This window comes from Streptomyces sp. NPDC004788 (assembly GCF_053601115.1).
The window spans coordinates 18795-40416 of the sequence record NZ_JBSGBF010000074.1; the positions used below are offsets into that span (position 1 = coordinate 18795).

Consider the following 21622-nt stretch of genomic DNA (forward strand, 5'->3'; position numbering starts at 1 on the left):
GGTGCGTGCGTCTCGGACGGAGGCCCACACTAACGGCTGCCACGCGGACGCCGGGCACGAGAACGGTCCGCCGCCTGTGGAGCACAGGCTGCGGACCGTTGGGTGGGTACGGCTGCGGACCGTTGGGTGGGTACGGCTGCGAACCGTCGAGTGGGTACGGCTGCGGACCGTCGGGTGGGTACGGCTGCCGGGGGCGTGATGGCCGGATTCAGACGGCGGCCTTCCTCAAGGGGGCGGCCTTCCTCGGACGGCGGCCTTCCTCAGGGCGCGGCCTTCTTCAGACGGCGGCCTTCTTCAGGCGGCGACGCTCACGCTCGGACAGGCCGCCCCAGATGCCGAAGCGCTCGTCGTTCTGCAGCGCGTATTCGAGGCACTCGGAGCGGACCTCACAGGCGAGGCAGACCTTCTTGGCCTCCCGGGTCGAGCCGCCCTTCTCGGGGAAGAAGGACTCGGGGTCGGTCTGGGCGCACAGTGCGCGCTCCTGCCAGCCGAGTTCCTCGCCCGCGTCCTCGACCAGCAGTTCCTGGAACGTCTCGGTCATGTGCGCCCCTCGTCCGTCTGTGCGTCCCCGTGATGTCGCCGTGGTCGATTCCGGATGGATCGATCCGGGCCGAACGACACGAGTGAAATTACAAGTTCGTGCTCTGTGCGAGTCAAGCCGAGATCTGCTATTGGGCCCCGTATTCACTCTGCGGAACCAAGCGTATACGGAAAGTGTTCAAATCACCAAAAAACGTGACACATGCCGCCGGTCTGATCGTCACCGCCCGTCCATAGATAAGGACGGCCGAAACATGGATCTTGTTGCGATCCAGCCACGGAAGCGATCCGGATCACAGTCTGATCACAGGACCTCCACCGTGTTTACGGCGGCGGATGCTGCGCCATGTCTCCTGGTCGCCGGCTGCACAAACCTTTCTCCGGGCACAGTAACCGGATGAGGTGAAACATAACCCCCAAATCGGTCATTGAGTTGACAGTCGGGTGTCCCTCCGTTCACTTTGGTGGCATGCCAGCGAACGCAGCGCCCTCCGCGACCCACGCCCGTGGGTTCCGCCGCGCTGTCCAGACGCGTTCCTGTCGCTGTTGCTGTCCCAGCTGTTGATGCGCCTCTTCGCCTAGCGCTCCAGCGTCTTCCCGCGGCCGTCCCGCCGCTTCTGCCGCACCCCTCGCACGACCCCTCGCACCATCCCTTGCTCTGCGACACCCCGCACTTCTGCCGAGGAACCACCGCATCCCATGAACATGGACAGCGACCTTCAGATCGCCGGCGACATCCTTGAGGTCCCGCACCTCCTCCAGCCCGAGCGCGAGCACCCGGTCACCGTGGCCGAGTTCGCCGGGCTCGCCCGCGAGATCGCCGGCGACCGGGCCCTGTGGGCCCCGTACGTCGAGTACGACGCGACCACCCGCTGGTACCACCGGCTGCGCACCGGCCCCGGATACGAGGTCTGGCTGCTCTCCTGGCTGCCCGGCCAGGGCAGCGGCCGGCACGACCACGGCCCGTCGTCCGGCGTGCTCACCCTCCTGTCCGGCGAGCTGACGGAGCGTACGGAGCGGGGCGCGCGGAAGCTCTCGGGCGGCGCGCAGCGCGTGTTCGCACCCGGGTACGTGCACGAGATGGTCAACGAGTCCCTCGAACCGGCCGTGAGCCTGCACGTCTACTACCCGGGCCTGACCGACATGCCGATGCACGAGTCGGCGTACCAGTCGACGTACGGCTCGACGCACGGGTCGACGTACGGCTCGACGCACGAGTCGATGCACGAGTCGCTGACCTCACAGTGCGGCTCCGCCCCGGCGGCCCCGGGAGTCGTCACCGCCTGACAAACTGCACTGCATGCGCATTGTGGTTCTGGCCGGTGGCATCGGTGGTGCCCGCTTCCTTCGCGGCCTCAAGAAGGCCGCGCCCGACGCGGAGATCACGGTCGTCGGCAACACCGGTGACGACATCCATCTCTTCGGTCTCAAGGTCTGCCCCGACCTCGACACCGTGATGTACACCCTCGGCGGTGGCATCAACGAGGAACAGGGCTGGGGCCGCGAGGACGAGTCCTTCACCGTCAAGGAGGAGCTCGCGGCGTACGGGGTCGGGCCCGAGTGGTTCGGCCTCGGCGACCGCGACTTCGCCACCCACATCGTCCGCACCCAGATGCTGGGCGCCGGCTATCCGCTGAGCGCCGTCACCGAGGCGCTGTGCGCCCGCTGGCAGCCTGGCGTCCGGCTGCTCCCGATGTCCGACGACCGGATCGAGACGCACGTCGCCGTCGAGGTCGACGGCGAGCAGCGGGCCGTGCACTTCCAGGAGTACTGGGTGAAGCTGCGCGCCTCGGTCGACGCGCAGGCGGTCGTGCCGGTCGGCGCCGAGCAGGCGAAGCCCGCTCCGGGCGTCCTGGAGGCGATCGCCGAGGCGGACGTCATCCTCTTCCCGCCGTCCAATCCCGTCGTCTCCGTCGGCACCATCCTGGCCGTCCCCGGCATCCGCGAGGCCGTCGTCTCCGCCGCCGCGCCGGTCGTCGGCCTCTCCCCCATCGTCGGCGACGCACCCGTGCGCGGCATGGCCGACAAGGTCCTCGCCGCGGTCGGCGTGGAGTCCACGGCCGCGGCCGTCGCCCGGCACTACGGCTCCGACCTGATCGACGGCTGGCTCGTCGACACCGTCGACGCGGGCGCGGTCGCGGACGTCGAGGCGGCGGGCATCCGCTGCCGCGCGGTGCCGCTGATGATGACCGACCTGGACGCGACGGCGGCGATGGCGCGCGAGGCGCTGACGCTGGCGGCGGAGGCCGGCGGAGCCGGCGCGTGAGGGGCGGAGCGGGGGCTCTGGGACCGGACGCGGCGGGCGCGACGGGGACGGACGCTGTCGGCGCGACGGAGACAGGCGCTGTCGGCGCGACGGAGACGGTGGGTACGGCCGTCGCCCGGGATTCCGGCCGTGGATCCGCGCGGTACGAGGTGTGGGCGCTCGACGGGCTGCCCGAGGTGGCGCCCGGCGACGACGTCGCCAAACTGATCGCTTCCGTGTCCCCCGGGCTCGTCGACGGTGACGTCCTGCTCGTCACCTCGAAGATCGTGAGCAAGGCGGAGGGACGGGTGATCGCCGCCGCCGACCGGGAGGAGGCGATCGACGCCGAGACGGTACGGGTGGTGGCGCGGCGCGGCGCCCTCCGTATCGTAGAGAACCGGCAGGGCCTCGTCATGGCCGCCGCCGGGGTCGACGCCTCCAACACCGCCGCCGGCACGGTGCTGTTGCTGCCCGAGGACCCGGACGCCTCGGCCGCGCGGATCCGCGCCGGGCTGCGCGAGGCGCTCGGCGTGGACGTCGGCGTGGTCGTCACCGACACCTTCGGACGCCCCTGGCGCAGCGGACTCACCGACGTCGCCATCGGCGCGGCCGGGGTACGGGTCCTCGACGACCTGCGGGGCGTGGCCGACTCCCACGGCAACGAGCTGAACGTGACCGTCGTCGCCACCGCCGACGAGCTGGCCGCGGCCGGCGACCTGGTGAAGGGGAAGGCGACGGGGCGGCCGGTGGCCGTCGTACGCGGCCTCGGACACGTGGTGGGCGGCGACGAGGAGCCGGGCGCGCGGGCGCTGGTGCGGGACGCCGCCGACGACATGTTCCGGCTCGGGACCTCGGAGGCCGTACGGGAGGCGGTGACCCTGCGCCGTACCGTACGGGAGTTCACCGACGACCCCGTCGACCCGGGCGCGGTCCGGCGGGCCGTCGCCGCCGCCGTCACGGCGCCCGCCCCGCACCACACCACCCCGTGGCGCTTCGTGCTCCTGGAGTCCGAGGCCGCGCGGGTGCGACTGCTCGACGCCATGCGGGACGCGTGGATCGCGGACCTGCGCGCCGACGGCAGGTCGGAGGAGTCCATCGCGCGCCGGATCCGGCGCGGGGACGTGCTGCGCAACGCGCCGTACCTGATCGTGCCCTGCCTGGTCACGGACGGCGCCCACCACTACGGCGACCCGCGCCGGGACGCCGCCGAGCGCGAGATGTTCGTGGTCGCGGCGGGCGCGGGTGTGCAGAACCTGCTGGTCGCACTGGCCGGCGAGCGGCTGGGCTCGGCGTGGGTCTCCTCGACGATGTTCTGCCGGGACGTCGTACGGGACGTGCTCGGGCTGCCGGACGACTGGGACCCGATGGGCGCGGTCGCGGTCGGCAGGCCGGCGGCGCCGCCGAAGGAACGGACGGCGCGGCAGGCGGCGGCGTTCATCGAGGTGCGCTGATCAGCGGCGCGTGAGGTTGCCGGGCGTCATCCGCGGCGCCCGGCGCGGCGGCACGAGCCCGCGACACAGCCCGTGCCACCCCTGGCACCCGCCACGGTCACCAACGCGTGATGTCGCCCGGCGTCATCCGCGGCGCCCGGCGCGGCGGCACACGGCCGCTCAGCAGGATCAGCCGGGCGGCCCGGTGCCGCTGGCCCGCGTACGGCGCGAGTAGCTCCAGCATGGCGGCGTCGTCGGCCGTCCGGTCGCCGGCCAGGGCCCAGCCGACGATGCCCGGCAGGTGCAGGTCGCCCGTGGTGACCTCGTCGGGTGCGCCGTTGCTCCGCTGGATCGTCTCGGCGGAGGTCCAGGGGCCGATGCCGGGGATCAGTTCGAGGCGCTTGCGGGCCTCGGCGGGCGGCATCTGCGCGGCCTCCTCCAGGCGGGCGGCCACGCGGGCGGCCCGGACGACGGTGGCGGAGCGCTTCCCGTCCACGTTCGCCAGGTGCCACTCCCAGGACGGGATCCGCGCCCAGTCGCGCGCGTCCGGCATCACGTACATGCCCTCCGGCGCCGGCCCGGGCGCGGCCTCCCCGTACTTCCGTACGAGCACCCGCCACGAGCGGTACGCCTCGTCCGTCGTCACCTTCTGCTCCAGGATCGACGGGATCAGCGACTCCATCACGAGCCCGGTACGGGTCAGCCGCAGGCCGCGACGGGCGCGGTGGGTGACGGCGAGCAGCTTGTGGCGCGGGACGAAGGCGCCGGGGTCGTCATCGGCGCCCAGTAGCGCGGGCGTCCGCCGCATGAGCCAGGCGCCTCCCGGGCCCCACGCCTCGGCGCGCCCGTCCGGCCGGACCCGGAGCGTGCCGGCTCCGTCGGGCGTGCGGCTGGCCCGCCAGACGGAGCCGTCGGCGGTCGTACGGAAGGTGGGGTCGGCGGGGCCGCGGCGCAGCGGCCCGAGCGTGAGCCCGAGGTCCAGCTCCGGGCCCGGCTGCGGCTGCTGCTCGTCGGGCCTGGGTACGGGGACGTGGCCGCCGCGCGCGGTGGTGCGGGTGGTGGGGGGTTGGGGGGTGAAGCGGCCGGCCATGCGTATGAGCGTAGCGGTGTCGCGGGCTGCGCCGGGGGCCCGGCGCCCCGTCCCCGTTGTCGGCTGCGCCCGCTGCGACGACGCCCTCACCCGCCCCCCGTTGTGGGCAATCGTCCCGCAGGGCGGGACGGGTGGGCACAACGGGACGGCGCCCTCGGCGGCGCGTTCGCCCCTTGTGCCTGCGTTCACCGCGAGCGCGGCGCCCTCGTGGTGCGGGCCAACGCGCGAGGAGCCTCGGCCCGGCAAGGGGCGACGTCCCCGTGTGCCCACCCGTCCCGCCCCAGCGGGACGATTGCCCACACGGGGGCGGAGTGGGCGGCGCGGAGGCCCACACGGCGGGCCGGCGGGGCGGAGGCCCGTGCGCGGGCCGGGTGGGGCCGAGGCCGGGGCAGGGCCGGGCAGGGGCCGGGCCCGGTGGTGGAGGGGTTACTGGTCCGAGCTGAAGCGGACCGCTCCCGCCGCGAGTTTCGCGTCGCACCAGACGCGTACGCCGTCGCGGAGTTCGTTGTCCGGGCCGATCTCCGCCGCGTCGCCGATCACCGCGCCCGTGAGGACCGTGCGGGCGCCGATGCGGGCGCGGGTGCCGATCAGGGAGTCGGTGATGACGGCGCCGTCCTCGACGACGGCGCCGGCGAGGACGGTGGAGCCGTTGATGCGGGCGCCGGAGCCGATGACGGCACCGGGGCCGATGACCGTGCCGCCGGTCAGCTTGGCGTCGGGGGCGACCCGGGCGGTGTCGAGGACGAGCCGGTCGCCGCAGCGGCCGGGCACGGCCGGGGACGGGGCGCGGCCGAGGACGAGGTCGGCGGAGCCGCGGACGAACGCCTGCGGGGTGCCGAGGTCGAGCCAGTACGTGGAGTCGACCATGCCCTGGAGGTGGGCCCCGTCGGCCAGCAGCTCGGGGAAGGTCTCGCGTTCGACGGAGACGGGGCGCCCCGCCGGGATGGTGTCGATGACGGAGCGCCGGAACACGTACGCGCCCGCGTTGATCTGGTCGGTGACGATCTCTTCGGGCGTCTGCGGCTTCTCCAGGAACGCCGTGACGCGCCCGGTCCCGTCCGTCGGCACGAGACCGTACGCGCGCGGGTCGTCGACCCGGGTCAGGTGCAGGGACACGTCCGCGCCGGAGGACCGGTGGGTGGCGACGAGGGCGCGGATGTCGAGGCCGGTCAGGATGTCGCCGTTGAAGATGAGGACGGGGTCCTCGGGCCCGGAGCGCAGCCGGGAGGCGACGTTGCGGATGGCGCCGCCGGTGCCGAGCGGCTCCTCCTCGGTCACGTACTCGATGCTGAGCCCGAGCGCCGAGCCGTCGCCGAAGTACGGCTCGAAGACCTCCGCCAGGTAGGAGGTGGCGAGGACGATGTGCTCGACCCCGGCCGCCCGGGCCCGTGCCAGCTGGTGGGTCAGGAAGGGGACGCCCGCCGCCGGGACCATCGGCTTGGGGGTGTTGACCGTCAGGGGACGCAGCCGGGTGCCTTTGCCACCGACCAGGAGAATCGCTTCGGTCACCTGTTCGTCTCTGCTTCCTGTTCGGGTCCGGTCTCGCTGCCGGGGTCGGCGTTCGTTCGGCCGTCCGTACGATATGACCGGTCAGTTTATGCAGATGGTTGAGTCCATGACCCCATCAGCGCCTTCCCTGGTACTTCGCCGATGCCGACCGGGCGGTGCCGAGCTTGTTGTAGAGCCGCCCGCCCGGGCACTCGGTCGCGAAGCCGTCGCGGTGCCCTGCGATCACATGGAACTTGACCTTCTTGCCTTTCTTGTAGAGGTTTCCGCCGCCCGAGGTGAGATACGTCGTTCCGTTCGGATTCACCCCGTACAGCCCCAACTTCCACGCGGTCAGCCGCGCGATGGCGGACACGGCTGCGGCCGGTGGAGTGGTGCTGCCGTAGGTGCCGAGGACGGCGATGCCCATGCTGTTGGTGTTGAAGCCGAGGGTGTGCGCGCCCATCACCGCCTTGCCGACGCCGCCGGCGCGGCCCTCGTAGATGTTTCCGCACTTGTCGACGGCGAAGTTGTAGCCGAAGTCACGCCAGCCGAGGCTCTTCACGTGGTAGCGGTAGATGCTGCGCAGCACGGCGGGGGCCTGGCGGCAGCTGTAGTTGTTGCCGGTGGCGCTGTGGTGGACGAACGCCGCTTTGATCGTCTTGGTGTAGACGAAGCCGCGCTCGCGCATCCGCTCGTCGGCGCCCCAGCCCTTGCGGGTGATGATCTTCGGCCGCGGGCCGATGTACGGCGCCTTCGCGAGCGCGCGGGTTCTGCCTGCGCCCGTGACGCCCCTTGCGCCCGTGACGCCCGTGACGCCCGGGAGGGTGGCGAGGGTCTGGGCGCGGGTGAGGGCGGGGAGGACTGTGCCGTCGCCGGGGGCGAGGGCGGGGGCGGGGGCTTCGTCCGCAAGAGCCTCCGCGACGGCGGCGGAGCGGGTCGCCGTGGACCCGGCGGCCGCCGCCGTCACGTCCGCGGACTCCATCGCGTCGTACGCACCGGCCGACCGCTCCGTGTCCGGGCCCGGGTCCACCAGTTCGAGGCGCAGGCCCGCCGGAAGGGTGCGCGTCGCCCGGTACTCCGGGTGTACGCGGATCTCGACGCCGTTCGAGTCGCCGACCCACAGCGGGGCGGTCGAGCCGTGCCGGGCGCCCGAACGGCCCTCGGCGGTGTTCGGGTCGGCGCCGTGCTCTTCGTTGTGGGTCTCCACGTCCTGCCACTGCGACCAGGCGCCGTCCGCGGCGGCCCGGGTGCGGACCTGCACACTGCCGTGCAGCGGGACCCGGGCGTCGTCCCACACCACGCCCACGAGCGAGAACGGCCGGACCTCACGCCGGGTCAGCCCCCGCTCGGCCGGCGCGGCGAAGACGGAGCCGCGGCCGCGCGGGGCGCCGTCGGGGGCGAGGGGTTCGAGCGGGAGCGACTGGGTGGAGCCGGCGAGCTCGGGGCTCGCGGGTTGGGCGCTTGCGGGCGAGGACGTGGCTGCCGCCGGCCTGGCGCCGGCCGGGTTCGCGGTCGCCAGGGAGAGCGGCAGGGCGAGGGCCGCCGCGCAGGTGACGGCGATCGAGGAGGCGAGGTAGGCACGCATGGAGCGATCGTCCGTACCGCGCCGGGGTTCCGCCCGTCGGGAATCCGCACGGAAACTGACGGTCCGTCGGGCCGACCGGTGGACGGGGTCACCGTTACGGGGGACCCGCCGCGCCCCCACGCGTAATCTTGCCCGCGTGAACGCCAGCGACCGAACCCCCGCCGACCTGCTGCGATCCGCGCTCGCCGCGGACCCGGCCCGCCCCTTGGTCACTTTCTACGACGACGCCACCGGTGAACGCGTGGAATTGTCGGTGGCCACCTTCGCCAATTGGGTGGCCAAGACCGCCAACCTCCTCCAGGGCGAACTGTCCGCCTCCCCCGGCGACCGGCTCGCGCTGCTGCTGCCCGCGCACTGGCAGACCGCGGTGTGGCTGCTCGCCTGCGCGTCCGTCGGCGTGACGGCGGAGCTGGGCGGGGATCCGGCGGACGCGGACTACGTGATCGCCGGGCCCGACTCCCTGGAGGCGGGCCTCGCCTGTTCGGGAGACCGCGTCGCGCTCTCCCTCGCGCCACTGGGCCGCCGCTTCCCGACCCCGCCCGCGGGCTACGCCGACTACGCCGTCGAAGTGCCCGGCCAGGGCGACCGCTTCGCCCCCTTCGTCCCGGTCGACCCGGACGCCCCTGCCCTCGTCGTCGACGGTACGGAACTGACGGCGTCCCAGCTCGTCGACCGCGCGCGCCGCGACGCGGCCGAGCTGGGCCTCGGGCCGGCCTCCCGGGTTCTGTCGGGCCAGTCGTACGACAGCTGGGCGGGCGTCTCGGCCGGGCTGTACGCGCCGCTGGTGGCGGGCGGGTCGGTGGTGCTGTGCCGGCACGTGGAGCAGCTGGGGGCGGAGGGGCTGGCGAAGCGGGTGGAAAGCGAACGGGTGACGCTGACGCTGGCGCACTGAGCGGCGACGGCAGGGCGGGCGACGGGACGCCGGCGCGGCACGGCGCAGCCCGCGATCGGGCGGGGCCCGGCCCACACGGCGCAGCCCGCGATCGGGCGGGACGGCCCCACACGGCGCAGCCCGCAATCAGGCGGGACGCCGGCGCGGCCACGGCGCGGCCACAGCGCAGCCCGCAATCACGCGGGGCCCCGGCCCACACGGCGCAGCCCGCCATCAGGCGGGGCCCGGCCCCGCGCGGCGCGGCGACAGGCTTGTGGCGTCGCTCGCGTCACCCGTCCGGGTCATCGGCCCGCGCCCCCGCGGCCTCGGCGGGTCATGATCGGCCAAGGGGTCATGACGCCTTCCGAGATGCCATCGAGGACGGACCAGACGTGACGGACAGCCCAGAGACGCCCGGTGGAGCCAAGCGCAAGCGGCACTGGTTGCGCTGGGCGGCGCTGGCGGCCGCGGTCGTGGTTCTCGTGGCGGCCGGGGTCGGGTGGTGGGCGTACCGGAAGCTGGACGCGAACATCACCACGGACACGACGGCGGAAGCGGAGCTGCGGAAGTACGAGAGTGAGCGGCCGTCGCCGGCGGTGAGCTCGGCGCGGAACATCCTGATGATCGGCTCGGACACCCGTACCGGCCCGGGGAACAGCGCGTACGGCCGGAGCTCGGGCACACAGCGCTCCGACACCACGATCCTGCTGCACATCTCCGCGAACGGGGCCGGCGCGACGGCCGTGTCGATCCCGCGCGACCTCATGGTGCGCATCCCCAGCTGCACCAAGCCGGACAAGACCATGACGACGGAGCAGTTCGCGCAGTTCAACTGGGCCTTCGAGTTCGGCGGCGCCGCCTGCACCATCCGCACCCTGGAGAAGTTGACCGGCATCCGGATCGACCACCACATGGTGATCGACTTCCGCGGTTTCAAGAAGATGGTGGACGCGGTCGACGGGGTGGAGATCTGCCTCAAGGAGCCGATCGACGACAAGGACGCCCATCTGAAGCTGCCGGCCGGCCGCCAGACGCTCCACGGCGAGCAGGCGCTCGGCTTCGTACGGGCCCGCAAGTCGCTCGGGAACGGCAGCGACACCGAGCGCATGGACCGCCAGCAGCAGTTCCTCGGCGCCCTGGTCAACAAGGTCCAGAGCGACGGCGTGCTGCTCAATCCGACCAAGCTCTATCCGGTCCTGGACGCGGCCACGAAGTCGATCACCACCGACCCGGGGCTCGCCTCGCTCCGCGATCTGTACGACCTGGCGCGTTCCATGCGGGCCGTCCCGACCGACAAGGTGCAGTTCCTGACGGTGCCGCGACGGCCGTACACATACGACCCGAACCGGGACGAACTGGTGCAGCCCGCAGCCGACCAGCTCTTCGCCCGGCTGCGCGCCGACCAGCCCGTGACCGTGCACTCGGGCGACAAGGGGGAGCCGGACGGGAGCGGCGACGGGCCCGACGCCTCGGCGACGCCGTCCTTCGCGGGGCGGAACGCGGCCGAGGGCTCCTGCCACTGAGGCTCGCTCACCAGGGCCCGTTCCCCGCGGGCCGTTTCTGTGCGTTTCGTAAAGCCGGACCCAAGGCGAGGGCGACCCTCGATGAGGTTTGAGCGAATTGCCCAGTTGTAAGGGGCGTGGAATTTGTCACGGGCGTCGCCCCACGCTGAACTGGGCGGATAGTGTGACGCGATCCGGTGCTGCCGACCGCGTGGTCGCGCACTCGAAGGACCGAACGACCGAGCGCTTGAGGGGGAGGCGCCTCGGGCGGTACCGACGGAGGACTCAAGGAACCGTGGACGCGCACAGCCGTGGACGGGCGGACGAGATCGACCCCGCCGACCAGTGGGTCTTCAACCCGCAGACCGGTAACTACGAACTGCGACTGGACCGCTCCGCAGCGCAGCGGCCGCAGCAGCCCGCCACCCCGTCCCAGCCGCGGCCCCGCGCCCCGCGGGACGCCGCCACCCCGCCGGGACAGAGATCGCGTTCGCACGACCGCGCCCCCGAGGCCGCCCCGCCCGTGCCCGGGCAGCGCCGTCGCCGTGCCCCGGAGCCCGCCGACCGGCAGCCGCCCGTCGCGGGCCGCCGCAAGCGCCGGCCGGAGAAGTCGCGCAAGAAGAAGGTCCTGATGTGGACCGGCGGCACCATGGCCTTCGTCGTCGTGGCGGGCGCCGCCGGCGCGTACGCGCTCTACAAGCACTTCGACGGCAACATCAACACCATCGAGGTGGCCGGCGGCACCGAGGGCTTCCAGGAGGGCCAGCCCTTCAACATCCTGATCATCGGCACCGACAAGCGCACCGGCGCGGGCAACGAGGGTTACGGGGACAAGGGCAGCGTCGGCCACGCCGACACCAACATCCTCTTCCACGTCTCCAAGGACCGGACGAACGCCACCGCGGTGTCCATCCCCCGCGACCTGGTCACCGACATCCCCGAGTGCGAGACCAAGCAGCCCGACGGGACCGTCAGGAAGATCCCGGGCACGAACAGGGTGCGCTTCAACACGAGCCTCGGCCAGGACGGCCGCGACCCGGGCTGCACCATGCGCACGGTCAAGGAGCTCACCGGCCTGACCGTCGACCACTTCATGATGGCCGACTTCAACGCCGTCAAGGAGATGACGACCGCCGTCGGCGGCGTGAAGGTCTGCCTGGCCCATCCGGTGAACGACCCCAAGTCGCACCTCAAGCTGCCGGCCGGCGAGTCGACCATCGCGGGCGAGCAGGCCCTCGCCTTCGTACGGACCCGGCACAGCTTCGGCGACGAGAGCGACCTGTCCCGGATCAAGACCCAGCAGCAGTTCCTCAGCTCGATGATCCGTCAGATGAAGTCGGACGACACGCTCACGTCGCCGACCAAGCTGTACGACCTCGCCGACGCCGCCACCAAGGCGCTCACCGTCGACACCGGGATAGGGAGCATCTCCAAGCTCAAGGCCCTCGCGGGCGAGCTGACGGACATCGACGCCAAGAACATCACCTTCACCACGCTGCCGGTCATCGACAACCCGGACGAGCCGCCGAACCGGAGGGCGACGGTCGTCCCCGACCCGGTGAAGGCGCCGCGGCTCTTCGAGATGCTGCAGTCCGACACCTCGCTCAGCGAGGTGAAGAAGAAGGAACAGGACGCCAAGAACGCCCAGGCGCAGGCCCAGGCGAAGCTCCTGGAGGGCAAGCGCTCCACCGCCCATGACGTCCGCGTCGACGTCTACAACGGCAGCGGCAAGACCGGCGCGGCCCAGAAGACGATCGACTGGCTGCAGAACGAGCACGGCGTGACGCGGTCGACCAACAAGAGCAACGCCCCCGAGAAGGCGGCGACGACCACGCTCACGTACGCACCGAACCAGGCCGACCAGGCCCGCGAGCTCGCGGATCTGATGGGCCTGCCCGCCTCGGCTCTCAAGCCGGGCACGCAGGACGCCGGGGAGCGCGAGCCCATGACGCTCGTCCTCGGCGCCGACTTCAAGGGCGCGGGGGTGCCCCTCACCGGTCCGGCGAAGGCGCCGGAGGGTGCGCAGACGGCAGACAAGCAGGTGTGCGCGAAGTGACCCGGAACCGACCGGCCCGCTCCGGTCGTCCGGTGCCTTGGGCCGCACCTGAGTGACGAGGAGACCTGGGGTGGGACAGAGCAGTGTGCGTCGGGAGGGGGCGCGGGAACGCGTTCCGCGCACCCGCGAATTGGGCTGGGACGACAGTCTCTACGAGGACGGGGCGGGCGACGCCGGTCCGGGCCAGGGCCCGGGCGGCGGCGTGCCCCACGCCCGGCGCGCCGGGCGCGGTTCCGGGGACGGCGGCAGCGGGGGCGGCGGCCGGTCGGGCCACCGCCGCGGCGGCTCGCGCGGGCGCGGCGGGAAGAGGTCCGGCAAGCGCCGGATACTCCGCTGGGTGTCCATCACGCTGGCGGTGCTGATACTCGGCACGGCCGGCGCCGGATACCTGTACTACCAGCACCTCAACAGCAACATCCGCAGCGGTGGGCGCGCGGGCGGCGAGAGCGGTGTGACGAAGCCGACCGCGCTCGGCGACACCCCGCTGAACATCCTGCTGATCGGCTCCGACGACCGCAGCGACCCGAGGAACGTGGCGCTCGGCGGCGGCAAGAACGACCGGGACCGGCCGCCGCTCGCCGACGTGCAGATGCTGCTGCACGTCTCCGCCGACCGTCAGAACGCCTCGCTCATCTCCATCCCGCGCGACACGGTCGTGAGGATCCCCGAGTGCAAGGGCCCGGACGGCAAGCGGTACCCCGAAACCACGAATCGGCCCATCAACGAGACGCTGATGCGCGGCGGCCCCGGCTGCACCCTGACCACCTGGGAGTCCCTCACCGGGGTCTACATCGACCACTGGATGATGATCGACTTCGCGGGCGTGGTCGACATGGCCGACAAGGTCGGCGGCGTCCCGGTCTGCGTGAAGACCGGCGTGTACGACAAGCCGACCGCGGCGGCGCCCGGCGGCTCCCACCTCAAGCTCCCCCAGGGCACCCACGAGATCCAGGGCGAGCAGGCCCTCCAGTGGCTGCGCACCCGGCACGCCTGGGGCAACGACCAGGGCCGTGCCAAGGCGCAGCACATGTACATGAACGGCCTGATGAAGAAGCTCCAGGAGCAGGACGCCTGGACCGACACGCCCCGCCTCATGGGTCTCATGGAGACCGCCATCAAGGCGTTCCAGGTGTCCGACGAGATCGGCTCGGTGAAGAAGCTCTTCGACCTGTCGATGCAGCTGAAGAACGTGAAGCTGAACCGGCTCACCACGGCGACGGTGCCGACGGTCGACTACCCGCCGAACCCGAAGGCCTGGCTCCAGCTCGTTCCGTCGGCCGCCAACAAGATGTGGGCGATGCTCCGCGACGACGTCGCCTTCGACAAGAACGGCAACCCGAAGAGCGCGAAGCCGACGGCGTCCGCCTCGGCGACGCCGGCGGCCACCGCCGAGGCGCCCGGCTCCTTCGGGGTCACGGTCGTCAACGGCACCGGCAGCGACAGCCAGGCCCCGGTCCCGGGCCGGGCCCGCACGATCGCCACCGAGCTGACCGGCAAGGGCTTCACCCGGGCCGAGTCCTCGCGCGAGGCCCAGCCCCGCGGTGACAGCGTGGTCCTCTACCCGAAGAGCGCGGGCGACCAGGCCAAGGCGAACGCCCTGTCCGTGGCCCAGTCGCTGGGCCTGCCCGACACGGCGGTCCGCCCGGACGCCAAGGTCGAACGCATCACGCTCGTGGTCGGCGCGGACTGGCGCGAGGGCACCGCGTACAAGAAGAAGCAGGTGGAGGCCGGCGACCTGCCGGAGGGCGCCAACGACAAGACGGACTGCATGGACGTCTACTCGGTCTACAAGTGGGACGGAAAGAGCTGAGCCCACGGGCTCCGTCACGGCGACGGCCGGGCTCCCTGGACAGGGGGCCCGGCCGTCGCCGTACGTACGGAAGGAGGCTCAGACGGTCTCGCCGGCCGCGGCCTTCACCACCGGGCGCCTGCTCGCGATGACCTTCTTCGCCAGCGCGCGCGGGCTGGTCAGGAAGCCGAAGCCCCACGACATGTGCATGGTCGCCAGCGCCACCGGGATCTGCAGGCGCGCCTTGAGCGAGAGGCCCTTGCCGGCCGGGATCGAGCCCGCGACGATCGCGGCCAGGTAGCCGGCCGGGATCACGAAGCCCAGCGGGGTGAGCGTGGCGCCGACCACGAGGCCCGCGGCGATCGCCAGGACGGCGGCCGGCGGGGCCAGGTAGCGCAGGTTGATGGAGCCCTGGTGGTAGCGGGCGACGACGTGCCGCCAGCGCCCGTAGTCCTTGTACTGCTTGGCGAGGGCCTTCACGGAGGGCCGCGGCCGGTACTGCACGCGCAGCTCCGGCGAGAACCAGATCAGGCCGCCGGCCTCGCGGATGCGGAAGTTCAGCTCCCAGTCCTGGGCGCGGATGAACTCGACGTTGTAGCCGCCCTGCTGTTCGAGCGCCTCGCGCCGGAACACGCCCAGGTAGACGGTCTCCGCCGGCCCCGCCTGGCCGCCGGTGTGGAAGGCCGCGTTGCCGACGCCGATCTTCGAGGTCATCGCGGCGGCGACGGCGTCCTCCCAGGCGTTCTCGCCCTCGGCGTGCATGATGCCGCCGACGTTCATCGCGCCCGTCTCCTCCAGGAGGCGGACGGCTGTCGCGATGTAGTTGGGCGACAGCATGCCGTGGCCGTCGACGCGGACCACGATCGGGTGGCGGGACGCCTTGATCGCCGCGTTGAGGGCGGCCGGGGTACGGCCGGTGGGGTTCGGCACCGTGTGGACGCGGGGGTCCTCGCGTACGAGCTCGGCGGCGATCTCGTCGGTGCGGTCCGTGGACGGGCCGAGCGCGATCACCACCTCCATCTCGCCGTCGTACTCCTGCTCCAGGATGTGACGGACCGAGTTGCGCAGGTGCCGCTCCTCATCGAGGACCGGCATGATCACAGACACAGGGGGATTGGCGTTCATCGCCCGCCACGTTACCGCGAACGGGGGACACGGGCGCGCGCCGTCCGGGTCATGCGGCCTTGCGATCGTCGTATGGGCCTACCGTGCTCACGGTCTTCCCTGTCCCACCCGCGGAGGTGTCCCCCGGTGCCCACACCGCCCCGCCCGCCCCGCACGCCACGTCCCCGGCCCGCCGCCCGCCCCGTACCGGCCGCCGCGCCGGTCCGCCGGCAGCCGCGGCACCGCAGACGGACCCGGTGGGGGATGCGGATGGCGACCACGCTCTCCGTGGTCGTGCTCGCCGCCGGGGGCATCGGGCACGCGGTGGTGACCAGTCTGGACACCGGCATCACCCGCATCGACCCGTTCAAGGACATGAAGAACCGCCCGCAGGCCGGGCACGGGATGAACGTGCTGCTCGTCGGCACGGACGGGCGCGACAGGATCACCGAGGAGGAGCGGCGGAAGTACCGGCTCGGCGGCGCGCCCTGCCACTGCACGGACACCATCATGCTCGTCCACATCTCCGAGGACCGGGAGCGCGCCAGCGTCGTCTCGCTGCCCCGCGACTCGTACGCCGAGATGCCCGAGCACACCGACCTCAACTCCGGGGAGCACCACCGGGCGCACCCGGTGAAGCTGAACGCGGCGTACGCGGAGGGCGGGCCGGGGCTGACCGTGCGGACGGTCGAGTCGATGACCGGGGTGAAGATCGACCACTATCTGGAGGTCGACTTCACCAGCTTCATGCGGACCGTCGACGCGGTCGGCGGCGTGCAGATCTGCACCACCAAGCCGCTCAAGGACTCCTACACCGGCCTCGACCTGCCCGCCGGGCCGCACGAGCTGGACGGCGGGCAGGCGCTGCAGTACGTGCGCTCCCGCCATGTCGACGGCGCCGCCGACATCGGGCGCATGCAACGGCAGCAGAAGTTCCTGGCGGCGCTGATCGACCGGGTCACGAGCGGCGGGGTGCTGCTCAACCCGGTGCGGTTCCGGGAGGTCGCGACGAGCATGCTGAGCTCGGTGCGGGCGGACCAGGGCTTCGGTACGGAGCAGATGCTGGCGCTCGCGAAGGCGATGCACGGGTTCTCGCCGGCGTCCTCGGAGTTCGTGTCGGTGCCGATCGGCGAGATGAGCTTCCCGGTGAAGGGCATCGGCTCGACGGTGAAGTGGGACGCGGCGAAGGCGCAGAAGCTCTTCCAGTCGCTGCGCGACGACCGGCCCCTCTCCCCGGCGCGGCCCGCCGCGCCGAAGGGGCCGCGGCCGGCCGACGTCGACGTCGCGCCGAAGACGGTCCGCGTCCAGGTCTACAACGGGACGCGGACGGACGGGCTCGGCGGGCGCGTCGACTCGGCGCTGCGCGGCACGGGCTTCGACACGACCCGGGCGCCGCGGACCGGCGCGGGCGGCCGGGAGCAGGCCCGGACGGTGATCGAGTACGACCCCGGCTGGGACCGCTCGGCGAAGTCCCTGGCGGCGGCGCTGCCGGGCGCCGAGCTGCGGCCGGTGCGGGGGCAGGGCGGCACGCTGAAGGTGACGGTGGGCGCGGACTACAAGGGCGTGACGCCGGTGCGGGCGCGGGAGGCGGAGACGGGGCAGTTCGAGGCGGTCAGGGGCGACCAGGTGGTGTGCCCGTAGCGCACCGCTGGTCAGCCGGACAGGCCCTGGCTAGTTTTCGTAGCGCGCCACTGATCCGCCGGACAGGCCCTGGTCCTCGTAGCGCACCGCTGATCCGCCGGACAGGCCCCTAGTCCTCGTAGCCCTCTGCCTTCCTCTGCTCGCGGAGTTCCTTGATCGCGCGGCGGCGGGCCAGGCGGTGGGTGCGGCGGATCTGGGCTTCCTGGTAGCGGCGCTTGTCGCGTTCCGTCTCCGGGATGACCGGGGGGACCGGGCGGGGCTTGCCGTCGGCGTCGACGGCGGCGAAGACGAGGTAGGCGGAGCCGACCTGGGTGGCGGGCGTGGACTCGTTCCAGCGCTCGGCCATGACCCGGACGCCGACCTCCATGGAGGACCGGCCGGTCCAGTTGACCTGCGCCTTCACATGCAGCAGGTCGCCGACCCGGACCGGCTCCAGGAACGCCATCTCGTCCATGGAGGCGGTGACGGCCGGGCCGCCCGAGTGCCGGCCGGCGACAGCGCCCGCCGCGTCGTCCACCAGCTTCATGATCACGCCGCCGTGCACCGTACCGAGGAGGTTGGTGTCGTGGCTGGTCATGATGTGGCTGAGCGTGGTGCGCGAGGCCGATGTGGGCTTGCCCGGGATGTCGCCCTGATCTGTCATGCCCTCTACCTTATGCCCGGCCTGGGCGGCGGTCCCGGTGCGGTCCGCTTTGCATCAGCTTGGCAACGGCGCCGCCCCGATTCCCCACCCGCCCTGTCGGCCCGGCCCGGCCGGACGGCACACTGTCCGCATGAATGACTGGCCCGACGCCCAGCCCGAGGGACCTCGCCGGATGCGCCACGTGCAGCGCCCGCAGGTCCCCCCGCAGCCGCAGCAGCCCCACCAGCAGCAGTACGGCCGGCGCCAGGGGTACGAGCAGGGTTACGACGAGGGCTACAACCCGAGCTTCACGCAGGCACAGGGCACCGGCTACGACTCCGGTTACAACGACGGCCAGGTCTACGGCGCCCCGCAGGGCCCCGGTCGGGGAGGTCCCGGCGGAGGCACCGTACCGCCGCAGTACTCGCCCCGCCCCGCGCCCGGCCGGCCCGCGCCGAACTGGGGCCGCCGGATCAAGATCGGCTCGATCGTGCTGGTCGTCGCCGTCGTCGGCTGGAGCGTCGGCACGTACGCCTGGGCCAGCTCGCGGATGCGCAACGAGGTCGACCTCTCGAAGGTCATCGAGCGCCCGTCGGAGGGCGACTGCACCACGTATCTGATCGTCGGTTCCGACAGCCGTGAGGGCATGACGGACGAGCAGAAGAAGAAGCTGCACACCGGCTCCGCCGAGGGCAAGCGGACCGACTCGATGATCATCCTCGCGGCCTGCTCCAGCGGGAACACGATGGTCTCGCTGCCGCGTGACTCCTGGGTGACGATCCCGTCGTTCGTCGGCTCGGAGTCCGGCAAGAAGTACGCCGAGCGCGGCGGCTCCAAGCTGAACGCGGCCTACGCGATGGACGGCCCGGAGCTGCTGGTCCGCACCGTCGAGTTCAACACCGGCCTGCGCATCGACCACTACGCGGAGATCGGCTTCGCCGGCTTCGCGAACATCGTGGACGCGCTCGGCGGTGTGGAGCTGAACATCGAGAAGGGCTTCAAGGACAAGAAGTCCGGCGCCGACTTCCAGGCCGGCACCCAGACCCTCAACGGCGAGCAGGCCCTGGCCTTCGTCCGTACCCGCTACGCGTTCGCCGAGTCGGACCTGCAGCGCACGAAGAACCAGCAGAAGTTCCTGTCGGCGCTGGCCAGCCAGGCGGCGACGCCGGGCACGATCCTCAACCCGTTCAAGCTGTACCCGACGCTGGGCGCGGGCCTGGACACGCTGATCGTGGACAAGGACATGTCGCTGTACGACCTGGCGGAGATGTTCTTCGCGATGAAGGGCATCAGCAGCGGCGAGGGCAAGTCGATGAACATGCCGATCAACGGCACCGCCCCGCAGAACTCGCTGCGCTGGGACCAGCCGAAGGTGAAGCAGCTCGTCGAGCAGATCCGGAACGACGAGCCGGTCACGGTCACCTCGAACCGCTGACGCGCCCCTCCGGGTTACGCCGCACGGCCCCCGTCGCCACCCTTCTGCCACGCGCACGAGGGGTGGTGACGGCGCGTCGCGGCTTTTTTCCGTCATGTCCGAAAAGCGCTGCTACGTTCCTGGTTCGCGCGCCACCCCCTCACCTCGGCGTGGGCGCATACCTACCTCTCAGCAATGAGGAGCGTTCGTAGTGACCAGACCCGTACTGCTGAGGCGCCCCCTGGGGGCGGCGTTCTTGGCCGTATCCCTCGCCGGCGCGTTCAGCGTGCCGGCGTCGCTGGCTCAGGCGATGGCTGCGGCGGCGCAGCCGCTGTGTTCGACAGCGCACGTGCTGGACGGCAGCCACTTCGAGATCGACACCAACGCCAACCTGAAGGTCGACGGCTCGGCGGCCACCTGTATCGACTGGCTCCAGGGCGGCACCAACACCTCCCTGCGCATCACGCCGAAGGCGGACAAGCCGAGCGGAAGCGGCGACGACTCGTTCGGGCAGGGCACGGCGGAGAACGACGCGAACCCGACGATCGTGACGGGCTCCATCCCGCCGAACAAGAGCGACCTGCTGAACTTCGGCGCCTACACGGAGACGAACACGACACCGAAGTTCCTGGAGCTGTTCTGGCAGCGGGTGCAGAACCCGTCGGGCACCACGAACATGGACTTCGAGCTCAACCAGAAGTTCTGCGACACGACGGCCACGCCGACGAACTGTGCGAGCAACGGGCCCATCGAGACCGCGACCCCGATCCGCACCCCGGGCGACAAGCTGATCACTTACGACCTGTCCAAGGGCGGCACCGTTCCCACCATCTCCATCCGCAACTGGGGCGGCTCGTCGTGGGGCTCCCCGACCGTCATCAGCGGCGGCGCGAACCCGAACGCGCTGGGCTCGGTCAACACCAGCACGATCAACGCCGCGGACGCCGGCGGCCTCGGCAAGATGGACCCGTACACCTTCGGTGAAGCGGCGATCTCCTTCAACGCGATCTTCCCGCCCGGGACCTCGTGCCGGACGTTCGGCTCGGCCTATGTGAAGAGCCGCTCCTCGGACTCGTTCACCGCCGAGCTGAAGGACTTCATCGCCCCCGAGCGGGTCAACATCACCAACTGCACGTCGCTGACCACCACCGCGACGCCGAGCGTGACGATCGGCAGCTCGATCAGCGACACCGCCCACCTCGCCGGCGGCGACAACCCGACCGGATCGATCACCTTCACCGCCTTCGACAACGACCAGTGCAGCGGCACGCCGGTCTTCACCAACACGGTCACCGGCGTGAGCGGCAACGGCGACTACACCTCGCAGCCGTTCACTCCGACCCAGGTCGGCACGTACTACTGGATGGCCTCCTACAGCGGTGACGCGAACAACACCGGCTCCACCACCCCCTGCCGTGCGGCCAACGAGTCGTCGGTGGTCGCCAAGATCCGGCCGACGATCGCCACGACCCTCTCCGCGTCCCAGGTCGTGATCGGGGGCCAGGTGCACGACTCGGCGACGCTCTCCAACCACACCGCCACCGCGGGCGGCACGGCCACGTACACCGTGTACTCCGACAACGCCTGCACGCAGGACGCCCGTGACGCCGGCACGGTGTCGGTCACGGACGGAGTGGTCCCCGACTCGAACTCGCTGACGTTCCCCACGATCGGCACCTTCTACTGGCAGGTCCGCTACTCCGGCGACGCCAACAACGAGTCCGCCATGAGCGCCTGCACGAGCGAGCAGCTTCAGGTGGTCAAGGCCGCCTCGGAGATCCACACCGCGCCGTACATGTACCCGCAGGACAGCACCACGGTCAGCGCGACGTCCGGTGGTGTGCCGACCGGCAACGTCACGTTCCAGCTGTACGCCCCCACCGACACCACCTGCTCCAGCGACCCGGTCTTCGAGCAGACGGTGCCGCTGAACGCCGCCGGAAAGGCGTCGACCAACAACACCACCTTCTGGGTGGACTCCAGCAAGGACGGCCCCAACCCGTACCTGTGGAAGGCCACGTACTCGGGTGACGACACCCACAACGGCGCCACCACCCAGTGCGGCGACGAGCGCGCCACCATCCAGGTGACGGACAGCTAGTCCCCGCCGGCCTCACGGCACACGACGACGGCGCCCTCGCACGATGCGAGGGCGCCGTCCCATGTGCGGAGGGCCGATCGGCCGGTCACCCCACCACCCGGTAGAGCGACTGGGTGTTCGGCCCCATCGTCACGAATCGCAGCG

16 protein-coding genes are annotated in these 21622 nt (G+C 71.8%); 10 read left to right on the top strand and 6 right to left on the bottom strand.

All coding sequences use genetic code 11. The features are described from left to right. Positions 1-277: 277 nt before the first annotated feature. Positions 278-541, bottom strand: a complete 264-nt coding sequence (locus ACWEJX_RS27205; protein WP_389215982.1) for a WhiB family transcriptional regulator — start codon at positions 539-541, stop codon at positions 278-280. 698 nt (positions 542-1239) lie between these two features. On the opposite strand from ACWEJX_RS27205, the gene ACWEJX_RS27210 reads away from it, so the two are divergent. The 3 genes from ACWEJX_RS27210 to ACWEJX_RS27220 all read left to right on the top strand — a co-directional run bounded on the left by ACWEJX_RS27210 (position 1240) and on the right by ACWEJX_RS27220 (position 4236). Continuing rightward, on the top strand, positions 1240-1827 hold the full coding sequence (locus tag ACWEJX_RS27210) for a cysteine dioxygenase (RefSeq protein ID WP_451610035.1): 588 nt from the start codon (positions 1240-1242) through the stop codon (positions 1825-1827). A gap of 13 nt (positions 1828-1840) precedes the next feature. Continuing rightward, positions 1841-2806 (top strand): 2-phospho-L-lactate transferase, encoded by a 966-nt coding sequence (gene cofD, locus ACWEJX_RS27215; RefSeq protein WP_451610036.1) that lies wholly within the window; start codon positions 1841-1843, stop codon positions 2804-2806. Positions 2807-2904: 98 nt separating this feature from the next. Continuing rightward, positions 2905-4236, top strand: coding sequence for a coenzyme F420-0:L-glutamate ligase (locus ACWEJX_RS27220; protein ID WP_451610037.1), 1332 nt, complete (start codon positions 2905-2907; stop codon positions 4234-4236). Positions 4237-4333: 97 nt separating this feature from the next. Here ACWEJX_RS27220 and ACWEJX_RS27225 read toward each other — a convergent pair whose 3' ends face one another. From ACWEJX_RS27225 to ACWEJX_RS27235, 3 genes are all read right to left on the bottom strand, one after another. After that, positions 4334-5305 (bottom strand): DNA-3-methyladenine glycosylase family protein, encoded by a 972-nt coding sequence (locus ACWEJX_RS27225; protein ID WP_451610038.1) that lies wholly within the window; start codon positions 5303-5305, stop codon positions 4334-4336. Between the two features lie 426 nt (positions 5306-5731). Continuing rightward, positions 5732-6814 carry a sugar phosphate nucleotidyltransferase gene (locus ACWEJX_RS27230; protein WP_451610039.1) on the bottom strand — a complete coding sequence of 361 codons (1083 nt, stop codon included), beginning with the start codon at positions 6812-6814 and terminating at the stop codon, positions 5732-5734. A gap of 115 nt (positions 6815-6929) precedes the next feature. Continuing rightward, on the bottom strand, positions 6930-8378 hold the full coding sequence (locus ACWEJX_RS27235) for a peptidoglycan recognition protein family protein (RefSeq protein ID WP_451610040.1): 1449 nt from the start codon (positions 8376-8378) through the stop codon (positions 6930-6932). A 136-nt stretch (positions 8379-8514) separates the two neighbouring features. Here ACWEJX_RS27235 and ACWEJX_RS27240 point away from each other — a divergent pair, with 136 nt between their 5' ends. The 4 genes from ACWEJX_RS27240 to ACWEJX_RS27255 all read left to right on the top strand — a co-directional run bounded on the left by ACWEJX_RS27240 (position 8515) and on the right by ACWEJX_RS27255 (position 14617). Beyond that, on the top strand, positions 8515-9270 hold the full coding sequence (locus ACWEJX_RS27240) for a TIGR03089 family protein (protein WP_451610041.1): 756 nt from the start codon (positions 8515-8517) through the stop codon (positions 9268-9270). Between the two features lie 371 nt (positions 9271-9641). Continuing rightward, positions 9642-10772, top strand: a complete 1131-nt coding sequence (locus tag ACWEJX_RS27245; protein WP_451610042.1) for an LCP family protein — start codon at positions 9642-9644, stop codon at positions 10770-10772. 274 nt (positions 10773-11046) lie between these two features. Further along, complete coding sequence (locus tag ACWEJX_RS27250; protein WP_451610043.1) at positions 11047-12807, top strand: LCP family glycopolymer transferase; 1761 nt, start codon at positions 11047-11049, stop codon at positions 12805-12807. A 70-nt stretch (positions 12808-12877) separates the two neighbouring features. Then, positions 12878-14617: an LCP family protein gene (locus ACWEJX_RS27255; protein ID WP_451610044.1), complete on the top strand. Its 1740-nt coding sequence runs from the start codon at positions 12878-12880 to the stop codon at positions 14615-14617. 78 nt (positions 14618-14695) lie between these two features. On the opposite strand, the gene ACWEJX_RS27260 is transcribed toward ACWEJX_RS27255, so the two are convergent. Beyond that, positions 14696-15721 (bottom strand): glycosyltransferase family 2 protein, encoded by a 1026-nt coding sequence (locus ACWEJX_RS27260; protein WP_451610045.1) that lies wholly within the window; start codon positions 15719-15721, stop codon positions 14696-14698. 72 nt (positions 15722-15793) lie between these two features. Between ACWEJX_RS27260 and ACWEJX_RS27265 the strand changes: the two genes are divergently transcribed. Next, positions 15794-17341: an LCP family protein gene (locus ACWEJX_RS27265; RefSeq protein WP_451610046.1), complete on the top strand. Its 1548-nt coding sequence runs from the start codon at positions 15794-15796 to the stop codon at positions 17339-17341. 109 nt (positions 17342-17450) lie between these two features. On the opposite strand, the gene ACWEJX_RS27270 is transcribed toward ACWEJX_RS27265, so the two are convergent. After that, the gene (locus ACWEJX_RS27270; RefSeq protein ID WP_451610047.1) at positions 17451-17984 is read right to left on the bottom strand and encodes an acyl-CoA thioesterase; all 534 of its coding nucleotides are present in this window, start codon (positions 17982-17984) and stop codon (positions 17451-17453) included. Between the two features lie 130 nt (positions 17985-18114). On the opposite strand from ACWEJX_RS27270, the gene ACWEJX_RS27275 reads away from it, so the two are divergent. Continuing rightward, positions 18115-19398: an LCP family protein gene (locus tag ACWEJX_RS27275; RefSeq protein WP_451610048.1), complete on the top strand. Its 1284-nt coding sequence runs from the start codon at positions 18115-18117 to the stop codon at positions 19396-19398. Positions 19399-19588: 190 nt separating this feature from the next. Further along, positions 19589-21478, top strand: a complete 1890-nt coding sequence (locus ACWEJX_RS27280; protein ID WP_451610049.1) for an Ig-like domain-containing protein — start codon at positions 19589-19591, stop codon at positions 21476-21478. The last annotated feature ends 144 nt before the right edge of the window (positions 21479-21622 follow it).

Coding starts and splice junctions, on each gene's coding strand:
- ACWEJX_RS27265 (WP_451610046.1), top strand. CDS start 15,794: ATGGGCCTACCGTGCTCACGGTCTTCCCTGTCCCACCCGCGGAGGTGT.
- ACWEJX_RS27225 (WP_451610038.1), bottom strand. CDS start 5,305: ATGGCCGGCCGCTTCACCCCCCAACCCCCCACCACCCGCACCACCGCG.
- ACWEJX_RS27205 (WP_389215982.1), bottom strand. CDS start 541: ATGACCGAGACGTTCCAGGAACTGCTGGTCGAGGACGCGGGCGAGGAA.
- ACWEJX_RS27270 (WP_451610047.1), bottom strand. CDS start 17,984: ATGACAGATCAGGGCGACATCCCGGGCAAGCCCACATCGGCCTCGCGC.
- cofD (WP_451610036.1), top strand. CDS start 1,841: ATGCGCATTGTGGTTCTGGCCGGTGGCATCGGTGGTGCCCGCTTCCTT.
- ACWEJX_RS27260 (WP_451610045.1), bottom strand. CDS start 15,721: ATGAACGCCAATCCCCCTGTGTCTGTGATCATGCCGGTCCTCGATGAG.
- ACWEJX_RS27210 (WP_451610035.1), top strand. CDS start 1,240: ATGAACATGGACAGCGACCTTCAGATCGCCGGCGACATCCTTGAGGTC.
- ACWEJX_RS27235 (WP_451610040.1), bottom strand. CDS start 8,378: ATGCGTGCCTACCTCGCCTCCTCGATCGCCGTCACCTGCGCGGCGGCC.
- ACWEJX_RS27275 (WP_451610048.1), top strand. CDS start 18,115: ATGAATGACTGGCCCGACGCCCAGCCCGAGGGACCTCGCCGGATGCGC.